General features: G+C 27.0%; 26 protein-coding genes. 1 reads left to right on the top strand and 25 read right to left on the bottom strand.

The features are described 5' to 3' along the window. Positions 1–59: 59 nt before the first annotated feature. The 6 genes from HMPREF0078_RS03705 to recJ are packed head-to-tail and all read right to left on the bottom strand — an operon-like array spanning position 60 to position 7,223. Positions 60–473 (bottom strand): SoxR reducing system RseC family protein, encoded by a 414-nt coding sequence (locus HMPREF0078_RS03705; RefSeq protein WP_004838775.1) that lies wholly within the window; start codon positions 471–473, stop codon positions 60–62. Between the two features lie 12 nt (positions 474–485). Next, complete coding sequence (aspS, locus tag HMPREF0078_RS03700) at positions 486–2,243, bottom strand: aspartate--tRNA ligase (RefSeq protein ID WP_004838774.1); 1,758 nt, start codon at positions 2,241–2,243, stop codon at positions 486–488. 9 nt (positions 2,244–2,252) lie between these two features. Next, positions 2,253–2,858, bottom strand: a complete 606-nt coding sequence (locus HMPREF0078_RS03695) for an MBL fold metallo-hydrolase (protein ID WP_004838773.1) — start codon at positions 2,856–2,858, stop codon at positions 2,253–2,255. After that, complete coding sequence (dtd, locus tag HMPREF0078_RS03690; protein WP_004838772.1) at positions 2,858–3,307, bottom strand: D-aminoacyl-tRNA deacylase; 450 nt, start codon at positions 3,305–3,307, stop codon at positions 2,858–2,860. Before dtd ends, HMPREF0078_RS03695 begins: the two co-directional genes overlap by 1 nt. Continuing rightward, positions 3,307–5,484 carry a RelA/SpoT family protein gene (locus HMPREF0078_RS03685; protein WP_004838771.1) on the bottom strand — a complete coding sequence of 726 codons (2,178 nt, stop codon included), beginning with the start codon at positions 5,482–5,484 and terminating at the stop codon, positions 3,307–3,309. Before HMPREF0078_RS03685 ends, dtd begins: the two co-directional genes overlap by 1 nt. Positions 5,485–5,492: 8 nt before the next feature. Continuing rightward, positions 5,493–7,223 carry a single-stranded-DNA-specific exonuclease RecJ gene (recJ, locus tag HMPREF0078_RS03680; protein WP_039920487.1) on the bottom strand — a complete coding sequence of 577 codons (1,731 nt, stop codon included), beginning with the start codon at positions 7,221–7,223 and terminating at the stop codon, positions 5,493–5,495. A gap of 172 nt (positions 7,224–7,395) precedes the next feature. Between recJ and HMPREF0078_RS03675 the strand changes: the two genes are divergently transcribed. Next, positions 7,396–8,778 carry an alanine/glycine:cation symporter family protein gene (locus HMPREF0078_RS03675; protein ID WP_081445742.1) on the top strand — a complete coding sequence of 461 codons (1,383 nt, stop codon included), beginning with the start codon at positions 7,396–7,398 and terminating at the stop codon, positions 8,776–8,778. Positions 8,779–8,855: 77 nt separating this feature from the next. Here HMPREF0078_RS03675 and HMPREF0078_RS03670 read toward each other — a convergent pair whose 3' ends face one another. From HMPREF0078_RS03670 to HMPREF0078_RS03585, 19 genes are all read right to left on the bottom strand, one after another. Continuing rightward, positions 8,856–9,125: a preprotein translocase subunit YajC gene (locus HMPREF0078_RS03670; RefSeq protein WP_232618461.1), complete on the bottom strand. Its 270-nt coding sequence runs from the start codon at positions 9,123–9,125 to the stop codon at positions 8,856–8,858. Continuing rightward, the gene (tgt, locus tag HMPREF0078_RS03665) at positions 9,115–10,239 is read right to left on the bottom strand and encodes a tRNA guanosine(34) transglycosylase Tgt (protein ID WP_004838767.1); all 1,125 of its coding nucleotides are present in this window, start codon (positions 10,237–10,239) and stop codon (positions 9,115–9,117) included. The genes HMPREF0078_RS03670 and tgt overlap by 11 nt, the downstream gene beginning before the upstream one ends. Positions 10,240–10,247: 8 nt before the next feature. Next, positions 10,248–11,270 carry a tRNA preQ1(34) S-adenosylmethionine ribosyltransferase-isomerase QueA gene (gene queA, locus HMPREF0078_RS03660; protein WP_004838766.1) on the bottom strand — a complete coding sequence of 341 codons (1,023 nt, stop codon included), beginning with the start codon at positions 11,268–11,270 and terminating at the stop codon, positions 10,248–10,250. Further along, a complete protein-coding gene (ruvB, locus tag HMPREF0078_RS03655) occupies positions 11,270–12,280 on the bottom strand; it encodes a Holliday junction branch migration DNA helicase RuvB (RefSeq protein WP_004838765.1) in 1,011 nt (336 codons plus the stop codon). Before ruvB ends, queA begins: the two co-directional genes overlap by 1 nt. A gap of 9 nt (positions 12,281–12,289) precedes the next feature. Continuing rightward, a complete protein-coding gene (gene ruvA / locus HMPREF0078_RS03650; protein WP_004838764.1) occupies positions 12,290–12,889 on the bottom strand; it encodes a Holliday junction branch migration protein RuvA in 600 nt (199 codons plus the stop codon). Then, the gene (ruvC, locus tag HMPREF0078_RS03645; RefSeq protein WP_004838763.1) at positions 12,889–13,383 is read right to left on the bottom strand and encodes a crossover junction endodeoxyribonuclease RuvC; all 495 of its coding nucleotides are present in this window, start codon (positions 13,381–13,383) and stop codon (positions 12,889–12,891) included. Before ruvC ends, ruvA begins: the two co-directional genes overlap by 1 nt. A 51-nt stretch (positions 13,384–13,434) precedes the next feature. Then, the gene (locus tag HMPREF0078_RS03640; RefSeq protein WP_004838762.1) at positions 13,435–13,974 is read right to left on the bottom strand and encodes a hypothetical protein; all 540 of its coding nucleotides are present in this window, start codon (positions 13,972–13,974) and stop codon (positions 13,435–13,437) included. A gap of 20 nt (positions 13,975–13,994) precedes the next feature. Next, a complete protein-coding gene (locus tag HMPREF0078_RS09280) occupies positions 13,995–14,183 on the bottom strand; it encodes a hypothetical protein (protein WP_004838761.1) in 189 nt (62 codons plus the stop codon). A 155-nt stretch (positions 14,184–14,338) separates the two neighbouring features. Next, positions 14,339–15,082, bottom strand: a complete 744-nt coding sequence (locus tag HMPREF0078_RS03635) for an HAD family hydrolase (RefSeq protein WP_004838760.1) — start codon at positions 15,080–15,082, stop codon at positions 14,339–14,341. After that, positions 15,069–15,416: a hypothetical protein gene (locus HMPREF0078_RS03630; RefSeq protein WP_004838759.1), complete on the bottom strand. Its 348-nt coding sequence runs from the start codon at positions 15,414–15,416 to the stop codon at positions 15,069–15,071. The genes HMPREF0078_RS03635 and HMPREF0078_RS03630 overlap by 14 nt, the downstream gene beginning before the upstream one ends. Positions 15,417–15,418: 2 nt before the next feature. Continuing rightward, the gene (locus tag HMPREF0078_RS03625) at positions 15,419–15,901 is read right to left on the bottom strand and encodes a metallophosphoesterase family protein (protein WP_004838758.1); all 483 of its coding nucleotides are present in this window, start codon (positions 15,899–15,901) and stop codon (positions 15,419–15,421) included. Continuing rightward, a complete protein-coding gene (gene rdgB, locus HMPREF0078_RS03620) occupies positions 15,879–16,487 on the bottom strand; it encodes an RdgB/HAM1 family non-canonical purine NTP pyrophosphatase (protein ID WP_004838757.1) in 609 nt (202 codons plus the stop codon). Before rdgB ends, HMPREF0078_RS03625 begins: the two co-directional genes overlap by 23 nt. A 58-nt stretch (positions 16,488–16,545) precedes the next feature. After that, positions 16,546–18,021: a hypothetical protein gene (locus HMPREF0078_RS03615; protein WP_004838756.1), complete on the bottom strand. Its 1,476-nt coding sequence runs from the start codon at positions 18,019–18,021 to the stop codon at positions 16,546–16,548. Next, positions 18,018–19,457, bottom strand: coding sequence for a sensor histidine kinase (locus HMPREF0078_RS03610; protein WP_004838755.1), 1,440 nt, complete (start codon positions 19,455–19,457; stop codon positions 18,018–18,020). Before HMPREF0078_RS03610 ends, HMPREF0078_RS03615 begins: the two co-directional genes overlap by 4 nt. Continuing rightward, positions 19,448–20,143 (bottom strand): response regulator, encoded by a 696-nt coding sequence (locus tag HMPREF0078_RS03605; RefSeq protein ID WP_004838754.1) that lies wholly within the window; start codon positions 20,141–20,143, stop codon positions 19,448–19,450. The genes HMPREF0078_RS03610 and HMPREF0078_RS03605 overlap by 10 nt, the downstream gene beginning before the upstream one ends. Beyond that, positions 20,136–21,035: an ROK family protein gene (locus HMPREF0078_RS03600; protein WP_004838753.1), complete on the bottom strand. Its 900-nt coding sequence runs from the start codon at positions 21,033–21,035 to the stop codon at positions 20,136–20,138. The genes HMPREF0078_RS03605 and HMPREF0078_RS03600 overlap by 8 nt, the downstream gene beginning before the upstream one ends. After that, a complete protein-coding gene (locus HMPREF0078_RS03595; RefSeq protein WP_004838752.1) occupies positions 21,028–22,656 on the bottom strand; it encodes a nucleoside kinase in 1,629 nt (542 codons plus the stop codon). Before HMPREF0078_RS03595 ends, HMPREF0078_RS03600 begins: the two co-directional genes overlap by 8 nt. Further along, on the bottom strand, positions 22,637–23,596 hold the full coding sequence (locus HMPREF0078_RS03590) for an RluA family pseudouridine synthase (protein WP_232618488.1): 960 nt from the start codon (positions 23,594–23,596) through the stop codon (positions 22,637–22,639). Before HMPREF0078_RS03590 ends, HMPREF0078_RS03595 begins: the two co-directional genes overlap by 20 nt. A gap of 1 nt (position 23,597) precedes the next feature. After that, the gene (locus HMPREF0078_RS03585) at positions 23,598–24,137 is read right to left on the bottom strand and encodes a DUF6648 family protein (protein WP_004838750.1); all 540 of its coding nucleotides are present in this window, start codon (positions 24,135–24,137) and stop codon (positions 23,598–23,600) included. Positions 24,138–24,146 lie beyond the last annotated feature (9 nt).

Here is a 24,146-nt window from a genome sequence, read left to right as displayed (position 1 = left end):
TCTCCATTAATTTTAAGATAAATAAATAGATAAAGTTAGCAAAGCTAACCTTATCTATATTAGGCTTTTCTTATTGTAATTATATCCTTATTTTCATATCTCTTATCCATCATTCTTAAAATAAAAATAGATATTGCTAAAAATAAAAATATAAACAAAACAGTAAGTAAATTATTATCTAGAAACTTATCTTTAAATATTGTATTAGCTAAAACAGCTCCAAATATCATCATAAAAACTGGAAATAAATAAGTGAAATAAGAAAGTCTATTTACAGTTTTTACATCTGAATCTAGATAAACAAAGTCTCCAGGATTTAGATTTTCATTAGTAAATGTAGTGTAGTAAGATGGTTTTATTTCACAACCACCACATGAAGAGCAAGATCCACATCCTGATTCCTTTTGAATCATTACTTTTACATTGCCATTTAAGTTTTCTACGACTATTCCTTTTTTACTAATAGTTTGCATCCGATGCTCCTCTTATTCTTTTACCTCAATGCTTAATTCATTTAAACTTTTTTCATCAACTATACTTGGAGCTTGAGTTAATGGGCAAGTTGCTGATTGAGTTTTTGGAAATGCAATAATATCTTTAATATTTTCAGTTTTCGCAAATAACATTACCAACCTATCAAGTCCATAAGCAAGTCCTGCATGAGGAGGTGTTCCATATTGTAAAGCTTCTATAAAGAAACCAAATTTTTGTTCTATGTCATCATCAGATAATTTCAAAGCCTTAAATACTTTTTCTTGAAGTTCTTGATTGTTTATTCTTACTGAACCTCCACCCATCTCATCTCCATTTATTACAATATCATAAGCTTGAGTTCTTACCTTCTCAGGTTCTGTAAGTAATAAATCAATGTCTTCTTCGTTTGGCATTGTAAATGGATGGTGTTGTGAAACGTATCTGTCTTCTTCTTCGCTATATTCAAACATAGGGAAGTTTACAACCCAACAAAAAGCATATTCTTTTTCATAAAGATTTTGATCTTTTGCAACTTTTCTTCTTAAAGCTCCAAGTCCTTCAAGAACTGTTTTATTTTTATCAGCTCCAATTAAAATCAAATCATTATCAGAAATATCTAATTTTTCAATTAAATTTTTAACAATTTCGTCAGTTAAGAATTTTTTAATAGAAGAATTTATGTCATCTTTTGAATTAAATTTAATAAAACTCAATCCTTTTAAGCCATAATCTTTTACAAAATCTGTTAGTTTATCTAATTGCTTTCTTGAATAATTTCCTGCTTGTCCTTTAAAATTAATTGCTCTTACTGAATGACCTTCTTTGATATTATCTGTGAAAACTTTAAAATCACAATCTTTAAATATTTCTGAAATATCATTTATCTTATATCCATATCTTAAATCTGGTTTATCAGATCCGTATGAATTCATAGCTTCTGAATAATCCATTCTTTGGATTGGAAGTTTTAAATCATAGTCAGTAAAATTATCAAAAAGTGTTTTTAATAATCCCTCATTCACTTTAATAACATCATCTTGATCAGCAAAACTTAATTCAAGATCTAGTTGTGTAAATTCTGGTTGTCTATTTGCTCTTAAATCTTCATCTCTAAAACATTTTACTATTTGAAAATACCTATCCAATGAACCAATCATCAACAATTGCTTCATTAATTGTGGAGATTGTGGCAATGCATAAAATTTTCCTTGATTAACTCTTGATGGAACTAAATAATCTCTAGCTCCTTCTGGAGTTGGTTTTGTAAGAAATGGTGTTTCAACTTCTGTAAATCCATTATCATACATATACTCTCTCATACACCTAACAATATCAGATCTTAATTTTAGATTTTTTTGAACTGATTGTTTTCTCATATCAAGGTATCTGTATTTTAATTTTAAATTTTCACTTACATCATCATCTTCTTTAATATAAATAGGAGGTGTTTTTGCCTTATCTAAAATATTGATTTTACTAGCTATTATTTCTATGTTTCCTGTTGGAATTTCAGGATTTTTAGATTCTCTTTCTCTTACTTCTCCCTTAACTTCCAAAACATATTCTCCAGCTACATCTTTTGCTATTTTATAATTTTCATTATCATCTTCACGTGTTACAATTTGTGTTATGCCGGTTTTATCTCTAAGGTCTATAAACACCAATGAGCCTAGATTTCTTTTTTTGGCAACCCAGCCCATAAGTACAACTTCATCTCCAATATTTTCTTCTCTAAGTTCGCCACACATGTGACTTCTTTTAAATTCCATACTAACCTCCTAATTTAAAAATGGATTATTTTCTTTTTCAAAACCAATATTACTTGATTCTCCATGTCCTGGATGGATCCTTGTTTTTTCATCATATATAAATATTTTATTTTTTATAGAATTAATCAAAGTGTTAAAATTTCCTCCTGGAAAATCACTTCTTCCAATTGATAAATTAAATAAAGTATCTCCAGAAAAAATATCATCTTCAATTTTATATGACATTGAATCTAAACTATGACCAGAAGTTTTGATAGCTTTTATTTTGAATGGAGAAAAAACTTCTCCATCTTTTAAATATGAATCAATTTCTACATTTATATTGCAATATCCTCTAGATAAATTATAGTCTGGATCATTTGCAATATTTTTACTATCATCACTAGCGTAAACATCTACATTCAATTTGTTTTTAAAATATTCAAGTCCCAACACATGATCAAAATGTGTATGAGTTAATAAAATAAACTCTATATTAATTTTATTCTTATCTATATAATTTTCAATTTTTCCACCTGGATAAACTGGGTCAATCAAAAATCCATTTTTATTTTCGTCATAAACTACATAACAATTAGCCATCATTGGCCCTTCTGTGATTTTTTTAATATTCATTAATACAACCTTTCACTATCAAGCTGTATAGTAACAGGTCCATCATTTATTAATGAAACTTCCATATGTGTTTGAAATTTTCCACTTTTTACACTAAATCCATCATCTTTTAACTCATTAATCAATATTTCATAATATTCTTCTGCCTTATCTGCACTTGATGAATTAATAAATGAAGGTCTATTTCCTTTTCTTGCATCGCCATATAAGGTAAATTGGCTTACAATTAATAATTCGCCCCCCTCATCTTCTACAGACAAATTCATTTTACCTTGATCATCTTCAAAAATTCTTAATTTTTCAATTTTCTTTTTTATATAATCAATATCTTTTTTTGTATCAGAATCTGTTACTGCCACAAAAACTAATAACCCTTCTCCTATTTCTGAAATCAACTTATCAGAAACTTTTACACTTGCTTTTTTTACTTTTTGTACAATTGCTCTCATTAACTTTTCACCCTATAAATACTTTCAATCATTTTTATTGTTTTCAATTTCATAATTAATTCATTAAGTTTTTCAGTATTTGGAACTGAAACTGTAAGATCAATAATTCCCTCGTGATTTTCATTGCTTCTTACATTCATCGCTTCAATGCTTACATTTTCTGTTGAAATTAATTTAGTTATTTCAAAAATAATTCCAGTTTTATCTTTTGTTGTAATTTGTATTCTTACAGGGAACATATCATCAGAATTATTTTGCCAATATACATCAATTAATCTTTCTGGAGATTTTAAGCTTGTTATATTTGGGCAAGTCCTTACATGAACGCTTATGCCATTTCCTTTTGTAATATATCCAACAATTTGATCTCCTGGTACTGGATTACAACATTTTGCAAATTTTACATCCACTTGGTCATCAAGATCGCTTACCCTTACTTCATTAGAAAAAGATTTTTTTGGTTTTTCCTTATTTATATCTAAATCTTCAATTTTTTTAGGCAATTCATCTTTGTGTTTTTTTATCAATTTTTGAATTATTTGGTCTGTATTTGTTTTGCCAAATCCAATTGATGCAAACATTTCATCTTTTGTTGGATAACCTAAGTCGTTTGCAATTTCTATTAGCCAATCATCTTTTATATCTTTTTTGTAAATCTCGTTTGATTTTCTTAGTTCTCTGTATAAGGAATCTTTTCCTATTTCAATATTTTCTTCTTTTCTATATCTTTTGAAAAATTGTTTGATTTTGCTTTTGGCTTGGTTTGATTGGACCATATTTAGCCAATCTCTTGATGGGCCTTGAGAATTCTTACTTGTAAGAATTTCAACTACATCTCCTGTATTTAGCTTGTGGGAAAATGGAACAATTTTTCCATTTACTTTGGCTCCAACGCATTTATTTCCAACTTCTGTGTGAACTCTATAAGCAAAATCAATTGCGCAAGAATTTACTGGCAAAGAATAAATTTCTCCTTTTGGAGAATAAATATATATTTCTTTTGAGAAAAAATCTCCTTTTAAGGTGTCCAAAAATTCCTTACTATCTACATCCTTGCCACCTTCTTTTTGCCATTCCATAATTTGTCTAATAAAAGTAAGTTTTTCGTCAAATTCTGTTGATTTACTTTTATTTTCTTTGTATTTCCAGTGAGCTGCAATTCCATATTCGCATTCATAATGCATTTGCCTTGTTCTTATTTGAACTTCAAATGGCTTAGAATCTTCTCCAAATACTGTTGTATGCAAAGACCTATAACCATTTGGTTTTGGCTGACCAATATAATCTTTAATCCTATTTGGAATTGGTCTCCAAATCGAATGAACTTTTCCTAAAACTTCATAGCAATCTGCAACTGTATCAACCAAAACCCTAACGGCAGTTAAATCATAAATTTCGTTAAATTCAATTTTATTTCTACTCATTTTTTTATAAATCGAAAATAAACCTTTTGGTCTTCCAGAAATTTCATAATTTATATTTGATGAAGAAAGAGCCTTATCCAAAGTTTCAATTATTTGATTTATGTAGGCTTCTCTTTCTCTTCTTTTGTTGTGAACCATTTGAGCAAGCTCATAATATTCTTCAGGTTTTTGATACCTAAAACATAAGTCCTCAAGCTCCCATTTCATAGTATATATTCCAAGCCTATGTGCTAAGGGAACATAAATTTCCAAAGTTTCACTTGCAGTTTGCTTTTGTTTTTTTTCAGTCTTATATTCCAAAGTTCTCATATTATGCAAACGGTCAGCAAGCTTTATCAAAATAACCCTAATGTCATTACTCATAGCCAAAACCATTTTTCTTATATTTTCGGCTTGTTTTTCTTCTTTTGTTTTGTAATTTAATTTTTTAAGTTTTGTAACCCCATCTACTAAAAAAGTAATTTCTTCCCCGAAATTTTCCTTCATTTGTTCTTCCGTTACAGGTGTATCTTCCAAAACGTCATGCATCAATCCAGCACAAATTGTTTGGTCATCTAACTGCATATTAGATATAGTTGTTGCAACAGCTATTGGGTGAATAAAATAATCTTCTCCAGAATTTCTTTTTTGACCTCTGTGATGATATTCAGCAAAATCATAAGCCTTTTTTATTAAATTAATATCTGCATGTTCATTATTTTTTAAAATAATTTTTTTGAAATTTAAAAATTCTTTTTGAAAATCTTTTGCCATAATATCACCTACCTTATATCTATTAATTTCACTTGTAAATTTCTTCTACCATTAAATTCATTTATATCTGGATAAAATACAGCATCAATTCTATTTCCTATTATATTTGCCTTAAATTTATCACTTAAATATTTATAATCTTTTTGTGCGTTAAACTTTATAGCTTCTATATCACGACCATTTTTATTTAAGATCATTTTCATGGTATTATTGTTTTTTCCAATCATATTTATATTTTTTATAAATAGATTTTTATCGGCAAATTTTGCTTTTGGGTTATCTTTGCCAAAAGGTTCTAGTCTTTGTAAACTTTCGGCAAATTCCAGTGAAAGTTTGTCTATAGGTATTTGAGCATCAATATTTATAATATTTACAAAATCATCTTTTTTTAATTTTGATTTATCATTTAATTTTTGCCTAAATTCCTCAACCTTATCACTTCTTATAGAAAGTCCGCAAGCCATAGGATGTCCACCAAATGATTCAAGTATGTCTTTTATTTCAAAAACTTCCTTATAAATATTATAAGCCTCTATGCTTCTTCCAGAGCCTTTTAAAATCCCATTTTGACTTGACTGAGTCATAATTATAGTAGGTTTATTAAACTTTTCTTTAATTCTTCCTGCTATAATTCCACAAATACTTTCTTCAATATTTTCAACATCTACAATAATAATATCATCATTATAATATTTTTTATCTTTTATAATTTCTAAAGTTTTTTCAAGACCTATATTGGTTAATTCTTTTCTTTCAGTATTTAAGCTAACAAGTTTTTTTGCATAAGTTCGAATTTTTTCTATATCATCTTCCATTAGCATATCAATAGCAAGTTTTGCAGTAGAAAGTCTGCCAGTAGCATTCATACATGGTCCAATTATAAATCCTAGCGTATAAGCACTAACTTCTCTATTCCAAGAATTTTCTTCAACCAAGGCTTTTATAGCTAGTTTTTCAGTATTATTAATTCTTTTTAGACCTTCTCTTACAAAAATTCTATTTTCATCAGTAAGTGAAACAACATCACAGACCGTTCCCATAGCTACATATTCCAATAAACCATATAAATATTCCATATCTCCATCAAGTCTTTGGTACAAAGCTTGTATTAATTTAAAAGCAACTCCTGCTCCGCACAAATCATCAAATGGATAAGTATTGTCAAGTCTTTTTGGATTTATAACACAATCAGCTTGAGGTAAAATTTGCTCAACCCATTCCCCATCTTCTTTTTTTGAAACTTGATGGTGGTCGGTTACTATAACTTTAATTCCATTTTCTTTTAATTTTTTAACCTGATCAATAGCAGTAATTCCATTATCGCAAGTAATCACAAGACTTACATTTGCTTCAATCGCCCTATCAATCATCCTATCGCTAATTCCATAGCCATCAATAACCCTATCCGGAATATCATAGCTTATATCATCATAAAAATATAATAAGCCATCCAAAAGTGTCATAGTTGAGCTTATACCATCTTGATCATAATCTCCAAAAATCCTAATAGATTCTCCGTTTTCCATAGTTTCAATAATTAAATCAATAGCTTTTTCCATATCTTTTAATAAAAAAGGATCGTGAAGTTTTGCTAAAGTAGGATTAATAAAACTATCAACAACTTTTGGATCAACTATATCTCTATTTGCAAGTATTAATGCTTCTAATTTGGTAATATTTTTATTTTTTAAATTTGATAAATAATTATTTTTTTTATTATATATATACCACTTGGTCATAATTTCCTCTCTCATGAATAAATTATACCATTTTTAGAATCAATATAAAGATATGGATAAAAGCATTGTTAGTTATAAAATGCAAAGTTAAAAATTTTGATAAATTATAAATTATTTTGCATTTATTTTAAATGATGATAAAATAATAAAATAAAATTTAATGGAGAATTATATGATAAATATATTAAAAAGTTTTAATGATTTGCTATGGGGGTTGCCTTTGATTTTGGCAATTGCTGGAACAGGAATATACATAAGCATAAAAACTCAAGCAATTCAATTTAGAAAATTAGGATACGCTTTAAAAAATACTTTGGGAAAAATTTTTGAAAAAAATAGCCATCATGCCAAGGGAGATATAAGTCCTTTTGGTGCTTTAGCAACGGCTCTTGCAGCTACAGTTGGAACTGGAAATATTGTTGGTGTTTCTCTTGCAATTATTTTGGGAGGACCTGGTGCAATATTTTGGATGTGGATTGCAGCCTTATTAGGAATGGCTACAAAATTTTCTGAAGTAACCTTAGCAGTTGCTTATAGGGAAAAGAAAAATGGAAAATATGTTGGCGGACCAATGTATTATATAGAAAAGGGTCTAAATAATAAAAAACTTGCAAAAACTTTTGCAATTTTTGCAGGAATTGCCGTTTTTGGAATTGGAGATTCTACCCAATCAAATGCAATTTCAGGTGTTCTTAAAGATACTTTTGGAGTAAATACAATAATTAGTGGAATAATTTTATCGATTATAGCAGGTATTGTAATAGTTGGAGGAATAAATTCAATTACAAAAGTTACTGAAAAGTTGGTTCCATTAATGTCCCTTCTTTACATTCTTGGTTGTTTATGGATTTTATTTTTAAACAAAGCAAATATTTTGCCAGCTTTTAAATCAATTTTTCTAGGAGCTTTTAGTCCAAAAAGTCTTGGCGGTTCTTTTGCTGGTCTTTCTATTAAAGCAGTTATATCTGCTGGTGTTGCTAGAGGAGTTTTTACAAACGAAGCTGGGTTAGGTTCATCTCCTATGGCTCATGCGTGTGCAACAACTGACCATCCTGTACGTCAAGGTCTTTGGGGAATTAGTGAAGTTTTTGTAGATACAATTATAATCTGTACCATGACAGCTTTAGTAATTCTTTCTACAAATGTAGATGTTAGTGATACAAATAACGCAGCAAGCCTTGTTGCACGAGCTTTTGCAACAGGCTCAAGTTTTGGAAATATTATAGTATGTGTTGGTTTAAGTCTTTTTGCCTTATCAACAATCCTTGGCTGGGCATATTATGGAGAAACAGCTCTTACTTATTTATTTGGAGATAAAATTATAATTCCTTATAGAATTTTGTATGTTATTTTCGTTTTTGTTGGAGCAAATATTGATCTTGGTGTAGCTTGGATTGTGGCAAATATTTTAAATGGTTTTATGGCTTTGCCAAATCTTTTTGCAGTTGTCACTCTTAGTCCTGTTGTAGTGAAACTAAGTAAAGATTTCTTTAAAAATCCAGAAAAAATCAGAAAAAGTCCAGAAGAATATAAATCATGTATAGATATAAAATAAAATATTTATATAATCCCCAATAAAAAAAGCCTAGCTTAGACCAAATTAATTAAGGTCTAAGCCAAGCTTTTTTTATTTTAAATTTCTATAATATTTTCGATACTTTCAATCTTTACTAAAATATATGAAAATTTGTCATCTTTTCCGCTTATAATAAGGCAATCTGTCTTATTAAATTCTACTACTTCTCCAATAATTTTACTTTCAGTTATAATTTTTGAACCGATTTTAAGATTTTCTTTTATAAATTTTTTATTCTTCTTCCTATTTATATCGTCTTTTAAAGAATAAAAATAAAACATCAAAGCTAAAATTATTAAAATAATATATTCTAATTTAAGATTCATATCCATACTTTTTATAAAATTCTTTTTTAAATTCCAAAAATCTATCTTCCATTATAGCTTTTCTTATATTTTCACATAATTTAAGTAAGAAATATAAATTATGATAAGTTAGAAGCCTTGCTCCCAATATTTCATTTACATTTACAAGGTGTCTTAGGTAAGCTCGTGAATAATTTCTACAAGTATAACAATCACAATCATGATCTAGAGGTGTGAAATCTTCTTTGTATTTTGCATTTCTTACAACAAGTCTTCCCTCTGATGTTATAGCTGTTCCATTTCTTGCAATTCTTGTAGGCAAAACACAATCAGCCATATCAATTCCTGCTTCAAAAGATTCAAATAAATAATCAGGACTTCCAACTCCCATATTATATCTTGGTTTATCTTCTGGTAAAAGTGGAGTTGTATATTTTAAAAGTCTTATCATTTCTTCTTTTGGCTCTCCAACAGACAAGCCTCCCAATGAATATCCATCAAAATCCATTGCACAAGTTTCTTCAACAGATCTTTTTCTTAAATCTTCAAACATTCCACCTTGAATAATTCCAAATAAGGATTGATCTTTGTGAGAATTTTTTTTGTGATAATCAAGACCTCTTTTAGCCCATCTAATTGTTCTTTCAACAGAATTTTCTACATATTTATAATCTGCTGGATAAGGAATACATTCATCAAAGCTCATCATTATATCTGAATGAATATCATTTTGAATTTCAATTGACTTTTCTGGTGTAAATAAATGTTTTGAACCGTCAATGTGAGATCTAAAAACTACACCTTTTTCAGAAATATCTCTTGTATCTGACAGAGAAAAAACTTGAAATCCACCACTATCTGTCAGTATTGGTCCATTCCAATTCATAAATTTATGAAGACCACCAGCTTTTTTCATAATATCCATGCCAGGTCTTAAATACAAATGATAGGTATTTCCCAAAATTATTTTTGCATCAATTTCTTTTAATTCTTCAACACTCATAGTTTTTACTGTTGCCTTTGTTCCAACTGGCATAAAAATCGGTGTTGGAATATCTCCATGGTCTGTGTGAATTATTCCACATCTTGCATTGGAATATTTATCTTTTTTTATTAATTCATATTTTATCGGCATTTTCTCTCCTATTTTAAAAACATAGCATCGCCAAAGCTAAAGAACCTATATTTTTTATCAACAGCATCCTTATAAGCATCTAAAATTATTTCTTTGCTAGCTAAAGCTGATACAAGCATTATTAGAGTAGATTTTGGCAAATGAAAATTTGTTATTTGACAATCTATAACATTAAATTCAAATCCAGGATAAATAAATATATCAGTCCAACCTGAATCTTCTTTTATTTGTCCATTTTTTTTGTAAACTGATTCAAGTGTTCTTGTAGTTGTAGTTCCTGTTGAAATAATTCTCTTATTATTTTTCTTTGTTTCATTTATTAAATCTGCAGTTTCTTTGCTTATTTGATAAAATTCAGAATGCATTTTATGATTTTTTACATCATCAACTTTTACAGGTCTAAATGTTCCAAGCCCTACATTTAAAGTTATATATGCTAATTTAACACCTTTTTCTTCTATTTTTTTAAGTAATTCTTTTGTAAAATGAAGACCAGCTGTTGGTGCAGCAACTGAACCAGGATTTTTGGAATAAACTGTTTGGTATCTTTCTTTATCTTTTAGTTTTTCTTTTATATAAGGTGGCAAAGGCATATTTCCAAGTCTATCTAAAATTTCTTGAAAAATTCCATCATAGAAAAATTCAATGACCCTATTTCCATCTTCTTTAATATCAATAACTTCAAGACTTAATTCATCAGAAAAAATACATTTTGTTCCAATTTTCATCTTTTTTCCAGGTCGAACTAAAACTTCCCACTTATCATCTTCAATATTTTCAAGCAAAAATACTTCGATTTCTTCTTCTTTTTCTTCTCTATGACCAAAAAGTCTTGCAGGGATAACTCTTGTATCATTCATTACAAGAAGGTCGCCTTCATTTAAATAATCAATAATATCATAAAAATGTTTATCTTCTCTTTGACCCGTTTTTCTATCAACAACCATTAATCTAGAAAAATCTCTCTTATCTGCTGGATGTTGAGCAATTAATTCTTCTGGTAAATTGTAATCAAAATCTTCTGTTCTCATTATTTATCCTCATATTTTAATCCATAATGTTCATAAGCTTTTCTTGTCAAAATTCTTCCTCTTGGAGTTCTTGTTAAAAACCCAATTTGTAATAAATATGGCTCATAAACATCTTCTATTGTTATATTTTCAATTCCTGTTGATGCTGCAATAGTATCAATTCCAACAGGACCTCCTGAAAAATTTTCATACATAGTTAGAACTATTTTTTTATCCATATTATCAAGTCCCATAGGATCAACTTCTAATAATTCTAAGCCCTCACAAGATGTTTCATAATCTATAATTTCATCTTTTTTTACTATTGCATAATCTCTTACTCTTCTTAAAAGTCTATTTGCAATTCTTGGCGTTCCTCTGCTTCTTCTAGCTATTTCAAAAGCTCCCTTATCCTCTATTGGAATTTCTAAAATATCAGCAGACCTCTTTACAATTTTTGTTAAATCTTTTGTATCATATAAATTTAAGGATAGCAAAACTCCAAACCTATCCCTTAATGGTGCAGAAAGCATACCAGCTCTTGTTGTAGCGCCAACCAAAGTAAATTTTTCCAAATCTATTCTAATAGACTGAGCATTTGGTCCTTTTCCTACAATAATATCAAGAGCAAAATCTTCCATAGCAGGATATAAAATTTCTTCAACAGACCTATTTATTCTATGAATTTCATCAATAAATAAAACATCTCCCTTGTCAAGATTTGTGAGAATGCTTGCAAGATCGGATGGTCTTTCAATAGCAGGACCACTTGTAATTCTAATATTTACTCCCAATTCATTGGCAATTATATTTGAAAGAGTTGTCTTACCAAGTCCTGGAGGGCCTTGTAATAAAACATGGTCAAGAGCTTCTTGTCTTTTTTTTGATGATTCAATAAAAATTTTCAATTTTTCTTTAGCCTTATCTTGACCTATATAATCTTTCAGCCACTTTGGCCTTATCGTCATTTCCTTATATTTATCATTTATTTGCTCATTAGAGCCAACTATTCTTTCATTTTGGTCATACATATAATCACCCTAAATCATTCGCTTCAAAGACTCTTTAATAATTTCTTCAAGACTAAGATCACTATCTTTTAAACTAGATAAAACTTTATCTATGCTATTTCTTTGATAGCCAAGATTAAGTAAAGCCTCTCTTGCAACTTCAATTTCTCCATTAGAAGTAATATTATCAAAATCTTGATTAGAAATTGAAATATCATCATTAATAGCCATTTTCTTAACCTTATCAACAAGCTCAAGAATAATTCTTGATGCAGTTTTTTTACCAATCCCCTTAGCCTTGGTTAAAGTATCAATATCATTATTTACTATAGCAAGTTTAATCTTATCTACATTTAAAGTTGACAAAATTGCTATAGCGTTTTTGGGTCCTATTGTAGATACACTTGTCAAAAGCTCAAAAACTTCTAATTCATCTTTTGACGAAAAACCAAATAAAGATATATCATCTTCTCTTACATTCATTTTTGTAAAAATTTTAAATTCATTATTTATTTCAAGAGTTTTTATAGTATTAAAAGAAGAATTAATAAAGTAACCTATATTGTTATTTTCAATTACAAAATTATCTTCTCCTATATATTTTATTTCTCCAATTATATAACTAATCATTAATTCATCCTAAATTGTTCTTTAAATCTTTGACTAAAAGCGTGAGTTAAAGATACTGCCAAAGCATCAGCAGCATCATCTGGTTTTGGAATTTCACTTAAATTTAGTAAAGTTGTAACAGTTTCTTGCATTTGTTTTTTATTCGCCCTACCAAATCCAGTAATAGCTTGTTTTATTTGTAAAGGAGTGTATTCATAAATCGGAAGATTATTTACTTGAGCACACAAAACTTGCACTCCTCTTGCATGTCCTACAGTAATAGCCGTTTTAACATTTTGATTAAAAAATAATTCCTCTATGGCAAATTCATCTGGCTTATACTGTTTAATTATATCATTTAAATTATCATATAAAATTTTGAGCCTTTCAGGAGTTTTAGTTTTTGAAGAAGTTGTAACAACACCATTTTCCAAAACCTTATACCTATTTCCATTAACTTCTAAAACTCCATAACCCATAATAGCAATTCCTGGATCAATCCCTAAAATAATCATACTAACCTTTCTTAAACTTACAATTAAAAAAGGGCTAATTGCCCTTTTGTTTTAATGATACCTATTAACAACTTCTATACAAAGTCCCTTCCAATAATAATTAGCATAGACATCAATAGCTATATTGTAAAGTAGGCTTACTAATTTATCATTAATTTCTTGAGCCTGCTTTAATGTAATATCTTCGGTATAAATCATATCAATATCAAAAGCTAATTGCTTATTAGTGTTCACATCAAGATTTAAAACTTTTAACTTTAAATATGTATCAGAATATATTTTTACACTTTTTCTTATATTTGAAACCAAATCTTTATTGTCATAAATCTTTTTTATATAATTATTTTTCTCTTGATTAACATAAGGATTATCTTCTGTAAAAATTTCATTTTCCTCAAATAAAAAAACATCCCCATAATAATTAATAGCAAGATACTCTAAATCATCAATTAATTTTTTATCTTTAAAAGCTTCATATTCACTTTTTAAAGTCAATAAAAATTCAAACCTGTCCAAATCATTTCCTATTGTTTTATCTAAGCTAATAATGATTTGATCTATATCAGATAAATACCAAAAATTCTTTTTCAAATTTTTTAATATGTATGGTTTTATGAAAAATTTATTTTTTTATAATTTCTAAAATTTTTATTATCATATAATGACATCAATGTATTTAATGAAGATATATCTTCATTAATTAAATAATCATATTCAAGTTTTTCAATTATTGGTTTTTTTTCCGCACTTGATGTCATATTTCTTATCCCTCTTCTTAGTCTGTAAATAAATTTTAACATAAAATCAAATAAATTTATTTATATTTATTTACCGAAAAATAAAAATAGCTAAAATAAATGAATAATTTATGCAATATTTCCTAAATATTGTATAAATTATTTGTAAATTAGCTATTTAAAAAAATTCAATTTAATTTTATTCATTGAAAAATTTATTAAAATTGATGAAAATCTACATTCAAATCACTTAACAAAAAAGTATAGTTTACATCTTTTCTTTCAACATGAATTTTCGTTTTTTCTCTTAATTTTTTATTATTATATAATCTTTCTATAAGTTCATAGCTTGGATTTATAGCATGAGCATTTCCAACTTTTTCAAACATAGAAAAATCCCCATTAGTATCTCCATAAGCATGTGAATTTTCTAAGTCTATATTATATTTTTCTGTCAAAAAATCAATTGATTTTTTCTTATTTTTGCTATCCCACATTGGCAATATTTTGCCTGTAAATTTATCTTTATCATCAAAAATATATTTTGTTGCGATAGTATGGTCAGCTCCATAAATTTTTGCAAAATCTCTAACCAAAAAATCTGGAGAGCCTGAGATAACAAATATTTTATATCCCATTTTTTTGTGATATTCTAAGGCATTTTTTGTCACTCTATAAATTTTACTTTGATTATTTTCGATAACTTTTTTTGCATATATATTTATAGTTTTTTTATCTATTCCTTTTAAATTTTTTTGATAAAGCAATGATGCTTTATCAAGGTAATCTTCATAAGGACCTTTTCTATCTTGATATTTTTGATATAAGGGTTTCACATTTTTTTCCCAATTTTCCTTATCTAAAATTCCATCTTTTGTCATCAAAAAATAATGTTCTATTAATAATGAATTTCTAAATAAGGTTCCATCTATATCAAAAAATGCCGCTTTATTTTTTTGCATTTTTTTTCACCTTTTTTTGCTGATTGCTATCTTCTTTTACACCATTAACCAAATCGATTATAATTGCAGCAAAAATTCCTATAAAGGCATTTGAGAGTAAAATCACTCCTATCCAAGCCAAATTAAGTCCTATTGCTGTTGTTAAATTTACAAAAGCTATAATTCCAATAGCCAATCCAACAATTCCTATTATAAAAGATGGGTAAAATTTTACAATTTTATCGTCATTATTTTTGCTTATAAAATATGTCAACCCTATTATCACTAACGCTAAGATTGGCAAAACAATAAGCTTTGATATATTATTTGCTACTAAAGTTATTAAACCTGCCATATTTATTCCTTTTTTAAATCTATTCTATTAAATTTTATTTTTTTATCATATTCTAAAATTACAAATCCAGCCTTATTATCTCTTGGAAGAGTCGGAGAACCTGGATTTAGTAAATATAAGTTAAAATCTTTTAAATAATCAAAAAAATAAGTGTGAGTATGACCGAAAATTACAATATTACAATCATAATCTAGGGCTTTTTGAAGAAGTTTTTCTTTAGAAAAATAAACTCCTTCTTTGTGACCATGAACTAACAAGATATTATTATCTCCTAGAGGTATTATTTGTTCAAACGGATTTTTATAATCTCCATAATCATTATTTCCCTTAACTGTTATATAATTTATACCAGTAATTTTTGAAATATTATATGCATCACTGGTATAATCTCCAGCGTGTATCATAAAATCTACATGATTTTTTTTAATAAAATTCACTATAGAATGATAATCTCCATGAGTATCACTTGTTACCAATATCCTCATTAAATTCTTCTTTCAACAAAAATTTTTTGAATTTTTCTAAAGCCAAGGACCTATGACTGTATAAATTCTTTTCTTCATCAGTCATTTGACCAAACGTTTTATCCAATTCTTTAACTTTAAAAATTTGATCATATCCAAAGTCCTTATCGCCATATTCTTTTTTGCTTATTTCTCCATTTATTTGACCATCAAAATAATAATCTTTTCCTTTATCATCTATAAAGCAAACGGTAGTTTTAAAATAAGCATCTCTATTTTCACAATTTTTTAATTCATCTAATAGTTTATCCCTATTGTCTTTATATGTTGGATTATCTCCAGCATATCTATGAGAATAAACGCCTGGTCTTAAATCTAGTGATTTTACAAATAAACCTGTATCATCAGCAAGTGTTGGTACTTTTAAAATATCATACAAAGTTTTTGCTTTTTTATAAGCATTTTCTTTTAATGTTTCTCCATCTTCCTCAACTTCAAAATTATTTATATTATAATCTTTAGTCGTATATATTTTTATATTTTCCCCTAAAATTTCTTTAATTTCTCTAACCTTATCTTTGTTAGATGTTGCTAATACTATCTTCATATTCACCTCTTAATAAATCTTATCAAATATTTTAAAGTTAAGTCAATTTTTTGTTTTATTAATGTATTATTATATTATTATCGCTGAATAATTTCTCCCATTTTTCAGCATACGAACCCAAACCTTGTTCAAACATAATAATATCTGTTGAATTTGATAGTTGAATTGAAAATTTAGGATTTGGATCTATTAGTCCACTTCTTACATTATAAAATAAAATTTCATCTGGAGTTTGTACCGCAACATATTGTCCATTAACAAGCTCAAAATAATCTTTTGCATGACTGTTAATATTTTTTATCATATCAACTGTTATGTCCTTTTTATTTTGCTCTAAAAGCTCTTCTGTTATTGCCATATCTATAGGAAATGATTTTTGTTCTAAATTTTCATCCTTTTTCATTTGATAAGAAGATTCCAATTGCCACAAACCAAAATTTCTTATAAAACCAAAATTTGTAAAATCGTAAGATATTTTATTGTCATCAAGAGAGCCTACATTTTGACTAATTTGATCATAAACTACATTTTTAAATATATCCTTGCTCTTACTTTCTCCTGTAAATTCTTTAATTGTAAGAAAAGAATCATTTGATAACTGGTCAGTTTTTAACATAGCGTATTTATTTATTGGAAGTTTATCAGAAACTAAGTTGTAGTCAAAAGAAATATAATCTTCATCTACATAATTGATTTTTAAATCAATATCACTGTTTTCAAACTTATACTTATCCTTATTTTTTTTATCATTCATCTTGTTTTCTAATTTTATTGGATAAGCTAAAATATTATCGTATTTTTTATTTTTAGTATTTATTTCACATTTTAAACGCCAAAATTCTTCTTTTAAAGGGAAAAATATATGCTCAGCTTTTTCAATTCTCGCCATTTTATTTGGCTCAAGTCTTATACAATAAGTATAGTAATAATAATTTGGACTTGATGTATTATTATCTACTCTTTCCCTTACGCCAATTAATACACTTGTATCTTCTTCTACTTTTTCTCCAGTTTTTGTAGTAGTTCTTTCTTTTGACGCTCTCTTTGCATATTTTTTTATAACATTTCTTTTTACAGATTTATCTATTTTCTTTAAAATAACTGCACAATCTTCTTGAATATAAAAGATAGTATCTTTGTCTAAAACAACAAAATCTCTAGAATACAATTGTCCTTGATTTGCTGATAAGATTTTTACGTATGATTTTGATGATAAATCTAAATCTAAAGACCTACTTTCTAAATAGGATTTTAAATTTACATATTTTGTAGAAAATTTTGGTGGATAAGCATAATCATCATTTAAAGCTACTAAATTTTTATCAATATATAATTTGTCATTTATTTTTACATTTGATAAATCACTTGCACCTGGTGCCTTTTTTATTTCGCTTACTTGCCATGTTCCTTTTAAAATTGGATCTTCTACTTTTGGAGCTTCAATTAATTCTGTTACATCTTCAGGTCTTCCAAAACTACAAGCAGTTAAAACAAAAAGAAATATTAAGAGTATTAATTTTTTAAATTTTTTCATACTTTAGCCCTCGGTAAAACTACAATGACAGAAGTCCCAACTGTATATTTACTTTTTATTACAAGTTTTCCATCATGAGCTTTTACTATTTCCTCACAAATAGATAAGCCCAATCCAGTTTGGCTTTTTGATGAAGAACCTTTGAAAAATTTACTAGAAACAAAAGAAATTTCATCTTCTTTTATTCCTTCTCCATCATCTTTAACTTCAATATTTACATTTTCGTCTTCTTTGCTTATAAAAATATCAATATGTCCATCTTTTGGAGTAAATTTCATGGCATTGTCAATGATATTTATAAAGACTTCTTTCATTCTATTTTTATCACAATTAACAATAATTTCTTCGTAAGCAGTTTTAAAATCAAAATTTATTTTTTCGTTTAAACTTCTAGGATAAAGTTGTTGATAAACTTCTTTTGCAATCTCAACAATATTAAGATCTTCTTTTTCATATTGAAAAGATGTGGAAGATAATCTTGAAAAATTAAGAAGATCTTCTACCATAAGTGATAATCTTTCTCCCTCATTTTCAATTATAGTTAATCCTTGATTTAGCATATCTTCATTTTTTTGAATTTCTTTTGCTTGTAAAGTTATTGCCCAACCTTTAATAGAAGTAAGTGGAGTTCTAAGCTCATGTGAAACAGAAGATATAAATTCATTTTTCATATCTTCTCTTTTGACTATATTTTCACTCATATAATTAAGAGTTTGCCCTAGTTCGGAAATTTCATTTTTTCCATCCTCACTGGCTTTTACTTTAAAATCTCCCTGAGCTAATTTTTCTCCAACCTTTGTCAAATTTTTAATTGGGACAATCCATCTTTTTGATGCATAAAAAGAAACCACCAGCGCAAAAAGAAAAATTGTAAATCCAAAAAATAAAAATATAATCATTTGATTATTTACATTTTCTTTTACTTTTGCAGTAGAAGAAATTAGCCTTATAATGCCAATTTGTTTTTGGTTATCGCTTAATGGATATGAAAGAGCTATAACTTCTTCTCCTGTTTTTTTGTTTATTATTTTTTGGTAAGAATATTCCCCTTTATTTGCATTGATGACATCAGTTGATTTTATTTTAGTTCCAATTTTTGAAGAGCCAAGTGAATCAAATAAAACATTGGAAGAATTATCTAAGATTTGAACTTGGCTAACATTATTTCTATAAAAAGAATTTTTATCTCCAATTACAATCTCCGAAAGATCATATCTTGACAAATAATTTGAATATAAAACCTGATTGTATTTTGCTTGATTAAGCATAGCTCCAACAAGTGCAGATTCATAATAATTAGTAATTGACCTATATGAAAAAATTTCAAATCCTACAACAACTAAAGTTACAAAAATCATTATTATTTTCATAATACTAAAAATTATGCTATTAAAATTTATTTTAAATAATGATTTTTTCTTTTTTTCTATCTCCATCTATAACCTGTTCCCCAAACTGTTTCTATATACTCGGGTCTTGCTGGATTTTCTTCAATTTTTGCTCTAATTCTTCTTATATTTACATCTACGATTTTTGTATCTGTGCTATAATTATCGCCCCAAGTATCTTTCATTATTTCCATTCTACTCATTGCCTTACCTTTATTTAAAATAAAGTTTTTTAATATTGTAAACTCAGTTGGTGTAACATCAATTTCTATATTATTTTTATAAAAATTTCTAGAATACAAATCTAATTTGAATACACCATCTTCAAGAACATTTTCATTTTTTTCTTCTTTTTCTACATCAATAAATTTAACTCTTCTCATCAAAGATTTAACTCTTAAAATTAGCTCTTGAGGATTGAACGGTTTTATAATGTAATCATCACACCCTCTTTCAAGACCTAAAATTTTATCAATATCTTGACTTTTTGCAGAGACCATAATTATCCCAACTTTTGGATATTTTTTTCTTATGCTATCGCAAACTTCATAGCCACTAATTCCTGGTAGCATTATATCTAAAATACAAACCAAAGGTTCTTCTTCATCTGCTAATTTCAATGCTTCTTCTCCACTACCAGCCTCAATAATATTAAATCCTGCATATTCAAGATTTATTTTCATAAATTGTCTGATATGTTCTTCGTCATCGCAAATTAAAATTTTATCACTCATTTTTTAACCTTTCCATTGCAATTCTTCCTGCACCAATAACGCCAGCTTCATTTAAAAATTTAGCTGATTTAATTTCAATTTTATCAGATAAATGGCAATATTTTTTGAAATTTTTCAAAACTTCATTCCACCAAAAATCTTTAGAATTTATTACTCCACCACCAACAATTATTAATTGAGGATCAAAAATATTTCTCAAACTTGTTAAAAACCAAGCCAAATCGCTTGTAAATCTTTCAATAACTTTTTTTGCATTTTCATCATCATTAGCAAGTTTAAATATTTCTTCCCCATTTAATTCATTTCTTGTTAATTCTTCATAATGTCTTACAATAGCAGTTCCAGAACAATAACTTTCTGCACAACCACTTTGTCCACATGTACAATATTCTCCATCAGGATGTAAAATTATATGTCCAAGCTCTGCTCCTTGAAAATTACTTCCAGATAATAATCCCATTTTTTCATTATAAACAGCACCGCCAAGTCCTGTTCCAATTGTAATCATAACTATATCATTATAACCTTTACCAGCCCCTAGCCATTTTTCACAAACCAAAGCTATATTTGCATCATTTTCTACAAATACAGGAAGTCCTGATATGTTTTCAAGTTCTTTTTTTAAATTAAGACCTGTCCAACCATCAATGTTTCCTGCAAAAGTAACTATTCCATTTTCTGAATCTATAAAACCAGGTGTTCCAACACCAATAGCTTCAATTTCATCAGTTTTTAAAAACTCTATAATTTTTGAAATATTTTCTAAAACTTTATCTTTTCCTTCTCTAGCACAAGTTTCAAGTCTATAAGTTTTTAAAATTTCTCCATTCTCATCAATTACAGCACCTTGGATTTTTGTTCCACCTATATCAAGTCCTATTGTTTTAGTCATTATCTTCTCCTATAAATTCTCTAAGTATTGAGTGATCGTCAATTATTTTTGTATTTTCAATTTCTACAAAATATGACAGAATATTTTCTAGCCTATCAACCATATAATAATATTTAGAATTCTTTGAAACTTGTTTGAAACATTCTATGGCGTATTTTTTTAATGCATTATATTCATATATAAGTGATGAATCAACATAAAAATCTGCCCTATTTTGATAAGGGAAAATATATTTTTGCTCTCCTAATTTTACCTTATCCCAAGATTTTAAAGTTTCCAAAGTATCATATCCTCTGTACTTGTTGTCTCTAACTATTCTTCTTATAAGTCTCGTTTCAGTTGATGAAATTCTATTTGTTGAGTCTATATTTATACCTGTTAAAACTGAAACGTAAATTTTGTATTTATTTTTTTCTGGTATATAGTCAGTAAGTTTTGGATTTAGAGCATGAATTCCTTCTATTATCAAAATCGTATTATCTTTCATTTTTATTTTTTTATTTGATAAGGTTCTAATTCCTTTTATAAAATTAAATGAAGGTAAAATAACTTCTTTGCCCTCTAAAAGATCTAATAAATCTTCATTTAAACTATGTAGATCTATGGCATCAATACTTTCAAAATCCTTATTTCCATTTTCATCTAAGGGCGTTTTATTCCTATCTACAAAATAATCATCAGTCGAAATTACATAAGCATCTTTTCCCAATACCGCAAGTTGAATTGCTAATTTTTTTGCTGTAGTTGTCTTTCCTGATGAGGAAGGTCCTGCAAGCATAACTATATTCATATTATTTGCAATAATATCTTTGGCACATTTATTTAACTGATTATTATAATATGTTTCATTAACATTAACCAAGCTTTCAATTTTATCATTTATTACTAATTCATTTAAGTCGCTTGCAAAATTAACACCCAGTAGATTTGTCCATCTTTTTGATCTTTCATATATTTTTGGTATATTAATTTGCTCTTTAAAATCTAATAATTTTGAATTTTCAGATTTTTTATAATTTATTAAAATTCCTGGATGGTAATAAATTATATCGAAATCTTCTATCCAAGATGATTTTGGGCATAAATAATTAGTAAAAAAATAAAATTTATCTTTTACGTCGTATATATTTATTTCATTTAAATCCAAACTATTTAATAAATTGTACTTATCTAAGTCATCATTTTCTTTAAAGATTTTAAGAGCTTCGGTTTTTTTGTAAGTTTTTTTAACAATTGGAAAATCTTCTTTTATTAGATTTTTCATCTCTTTTTTTATTTTTTCTATATCTTTATGCAAGATTTTAAAATTTTCAACTGATAAGTATAAACAATTATTAACAGAATATTCTATATTAACTTTTTTGTTTTTATAAATTTTTTCTATTGCAAGCATACAAATCAAAGCTATGGTAGATTCATAGGATAAATTTGCTATGTGAGTATATTTTTTTATTAAATCTATTTTGTCATCTTGAAAAATTCTATAATTAAGATCTACAATTTTTCCATTCACATTTGCTAAAATATAATCTTTAAAATTATTTGGGTATTTTTCTTTTATAATTTCATATAAAAATTTTTTATTTGTTTTTAAAAACTTATCATTTAATAAGATTTCCATAGAAGACTTCCTCTTTTATGTCATTAATCATTCCTACTTGTCTTGAAATAAATATTTTTTTATCTAGATATGATAAATCTTCAATAAAATCAAATTCTAATTTGTAGGCTAATAGAGCTTGATTATTAAGATTTATTTTTTTATAATCTATACTTGATTTACTATATTTTCTATCGCCAATTATTGGTGTAGAATTTTTGTTTAATGAATATCTAATTTGATGGGTTTTTCCAGTTATTAGCTTACACTCTAGTAAAGTAAAATTATTTTTTGTTTCTAGAGGATGAAATTTTGTAATAATCCTTTTTCCATCTTCTTTTTCTTTTACCATATTTTTATTTTCATTTTTTGAAATTCTAGTATCAATTTCAAAATCTTTATGAATTTCTCCTTCAACTATAGTAAGGTAATATTTATTTATTTTTCCTTGACGAATTGCTTTGTTAAGACTTCTAAGTGCTTTTGCATTTTTCGCTCCAATAATAAGCCCTGCTGTATTCCTATCAAGTCTATTTACTATACTTGGTTTAAAAGTTAAATCTCTACTGTTTACCTTGTTTGTTTTATATAAATACGAAGTCATCTGATCTACTATATTATTTCCATAATCATTTTTATTGGCAGCATGAGATAATACTCCAGATTTTTTGTCGATTATAATAATATTTTCATCTTCATATATTATATCAAGGTCAAAATCACTAGCTTTAAATTCTTTTTTTCTAACCCATTTTTTATAATCTTCATCTTTAATATACATTGTAATAATATCGCCATTTTTGACGAAATCATCTTTTTTTGCTCTTTTATCATTTATTTTAAAATTTTTCTTTCTAATATTTTTTTGAATAAGTGATAAGGGAGCATTTTGTAAATATTTTCTTAAAAATCTGTCAAATCTTTGATTTGCATCATTTTCATTAATTTTAACTTCTATCATATTAATATGATTTATTAACATAGGAATCAATCATAGATATTTTGGATTCATCCAAAAAACATTTTTTCTCTTTTAATTTTTGAAGAAGATTTTTATTTTTTGAATGCAGTATCAACTTATCAAAATCTTTTAGATATATCTCAAATATTTCACCTGTTAATCTTTTTGATTTTAACTTTATGAAATAAGCTTCTATGTCCTTATAATCTATCAATTCAAGCAATTTTTTTGTTGCTAAATCTTTTAAATAATAATAATTTTCCCTATTGTTTATTTCTTGTTGATATTTTTTCTTTTTTTTAGAAATAAAAGTAAGAGCCACTTGATTAGATCTTTTTGCCATTATATTGTAATACTGATAATTATATACAGCTTCTAAAACAGAAGAAATATTTGAAAATGGTTTTAAATCGAGCTTTACCAAATACCTATAATTTAATTCTAAAAATTCATCTTTACCAATTTTTTGATTAGTTAATAAATCAATGCTTTCCTTTCTCCATTTATTGAAAGATTCTAATTTTTTTACTTCATCTAACATAATATCAAA

This window comes from Anaerococcus vaginalis ATCC 51170 (assembly GCF_000163295.1).
GTDB lineage: Bacteria > Bacillota > Clostridia > Tissierellales > Peptoniphilaceae > Anaerococcus > Anaerococcus vaginalis.
Note: the sequence above shows the minus strand (reverse complement) of the source record. Positions and strands in the feature narration are given on the sequence as shown.

Excerpts from the sequence above, each read along its gene's own strand:
- HMPREF0078_RS03705 (WP_004838775.1), bottom strand. The coding sequence starts at position 473 with ATGCAAACTATTAGTAAAAAAGGAATAGTCGTAGAAAACTTAAATGGC.
- aspS (WP_004838774.1), bottom strand. The coding sequence starts at position 2,243 with ATGGAATTTAAAAGAAGTCACATGTGTGGCGAACTTAGAGAAGAAAAT.
- HMPREF0078_RS03695 (WP_004838773.1), bottom strand. The coding sequence starts at position 2,858 with ATGAATATTAAAAAAATCACAGAAGGGCCAATGATGGCTAATTGTTAT.
- dtd (WP_004838772.1), bottom strand. The coding sequence starts at position 3,307 with ATGAGAGCAATTGTACAAAAAGTAAAAAAAGCAAGTGTAAAAGTTTCT.
- HMPREF0078_RS03685 (WP_004838771.1), bottom strand. The coding sequence starts at position 5,484 with ATGGCAAAAGATTTTCAAAAAGAATTTTTAAATTTCAAAAAAATTATT.
- recJ (WP_039920487.1), bottom strand. The coding sequence starts at position 7,223 with ATGACCAAGTGGTATATATATAATAAAAAAAATAATTATTTATCAAAT.
- HMPREF0078_RS03675 (WP_081445742.1), top strand. The coding sequence starts at position 7,396 with ATGATAAATATATTAAAAAGTTTTAATGATTTGCTATGGGGGTTGCCT.
- HMPREF0078_RS03670 (WP_232618461.1), bottom strand. The coding sequence starts at position 9,125 with ATGAATCTTAAATTAGAATATATTATTTTAATAATTTTAGCTTTGATG.
- tgt (WP_004838767.1), bottom strand. The coding sequence starts at position 10,239 with ATGCCGATAAAATATGAATTAATAAAAAAAGATAAATATTCCAATGCA.
- queA (WP_004838766.1), bottom strand. The coding sequence starts at position 11,270 with ATGAGAACAGAAGATTTTGATTACAATTTACCAGAAGAATTAATTGCT.
- ruvB (WP_004838765.1), bottom strand. The coding sequence starts at position 12,280 with ATGTATGACCAAAATGAAAGAATAGTTGGCTCTAATGAGCAAATAAAT.
- ruvA (WP_004838764.1), bottom strand. The coding sequence starts at position 12,889 with ATGATTAGTTATATAATTGGAGAAATAAAATATATAGGAGAAGATAAT.
- ruvC (WP_004838763.1), bottom strand. The coding sequence starts at position 13,383 with ATGATTATTTTAGGGATTGATCCAGGAATTGCTATTATGGGTTATGGA.
- HMPREF0078_RS09280 (WP_004838761.1), bottom strand. The coding sequence starts at position 14,183 with ATGTTAAAATTTATTTACAGACTAAGAAGAGGGATAAGAAATATGACA.
- HMPREF0078_RS03635 (WP_004838760.1), bottom strand. The coding sequence starts at position 15,082 with ATGCAAAAAAATAAAGCGGCATTTTTTGATATAGATGGAACCTTATTT.
- HMPREF0078_RS03630 (WP_004838759.1), bottom strand. The coding sequence starts at position 15,416 with ATGGCAGGTTTAATAACTTTAGTAGCAAATAATATATCAAAGCTTATT.
- HMPREF0078_RS03625 (WP_004838758.1), bottom strand. The coding sequence starts at position 15,901 with ATGAGGATATTGGTAACAAGTGATACTCATGGAGATTATCATTCTATA.
- rdgB (WP_004838757.1), bottom strand. The coding sequence starts at position 16,487 with ATGAAGATAGTATTAGCAACATCTAACAAAGATAAGGTTAGAGAAATT.
- HMPREF0078_RS03615 (WP_004838756.1), bottom strand. The coding sequence starts at position 18,021 with ATGAAAAAATTTAAAAAATTAATACTCTTAATATTTCTTTTTGTTTTA.
- HMPREF0078_RS03610 (WP_004838755.1), bottom strand. The coding sequence starts at position 19,457 with ATGGAGATAGAAAAAAAGAAAAAATCATTATTTAAAATAAATTTTAAT.
- HMPREF0078_RS03605 (WP_004838754.1), bottom strand. The coding sequence starts at position 20,143 with ATGAGTGATAAAATTTTAATTTGCGATGACGAAGAACATATCAGACAA.
- HMPREF0078_RS03600 (WP_004838753.1), bottom strand. The coding sequence starts at position 21,035 with ATGACTAAAACAATAGGACTTGATATAGGTGGAACAAAAATCCAAGGT.
- HMPREF0078_RS03595 (WP_004838752.1), bottom strand. The coding sequence starts at position 22,656 with ATGGAAATCTTATTAAATGATAAGTTTTTAAAAACAAATAAAAAATTT.
- HMPREF0078_RS03590 (WP_232618488.1), bottom strand. The coding sequence starts at position 23,596 with ATGATAGAAGTTAAAATTAATGAAAATGATGCAAATCAAAGATTTGAC.
- HMPREF0078_RS03585 (WP_004838750.1), bottom strand. The coding sequence starts at position 24,137 with ATGTTAGATGAAGTAAAAAAATTAGAATCTTTCAATAAATGGAGAAAG.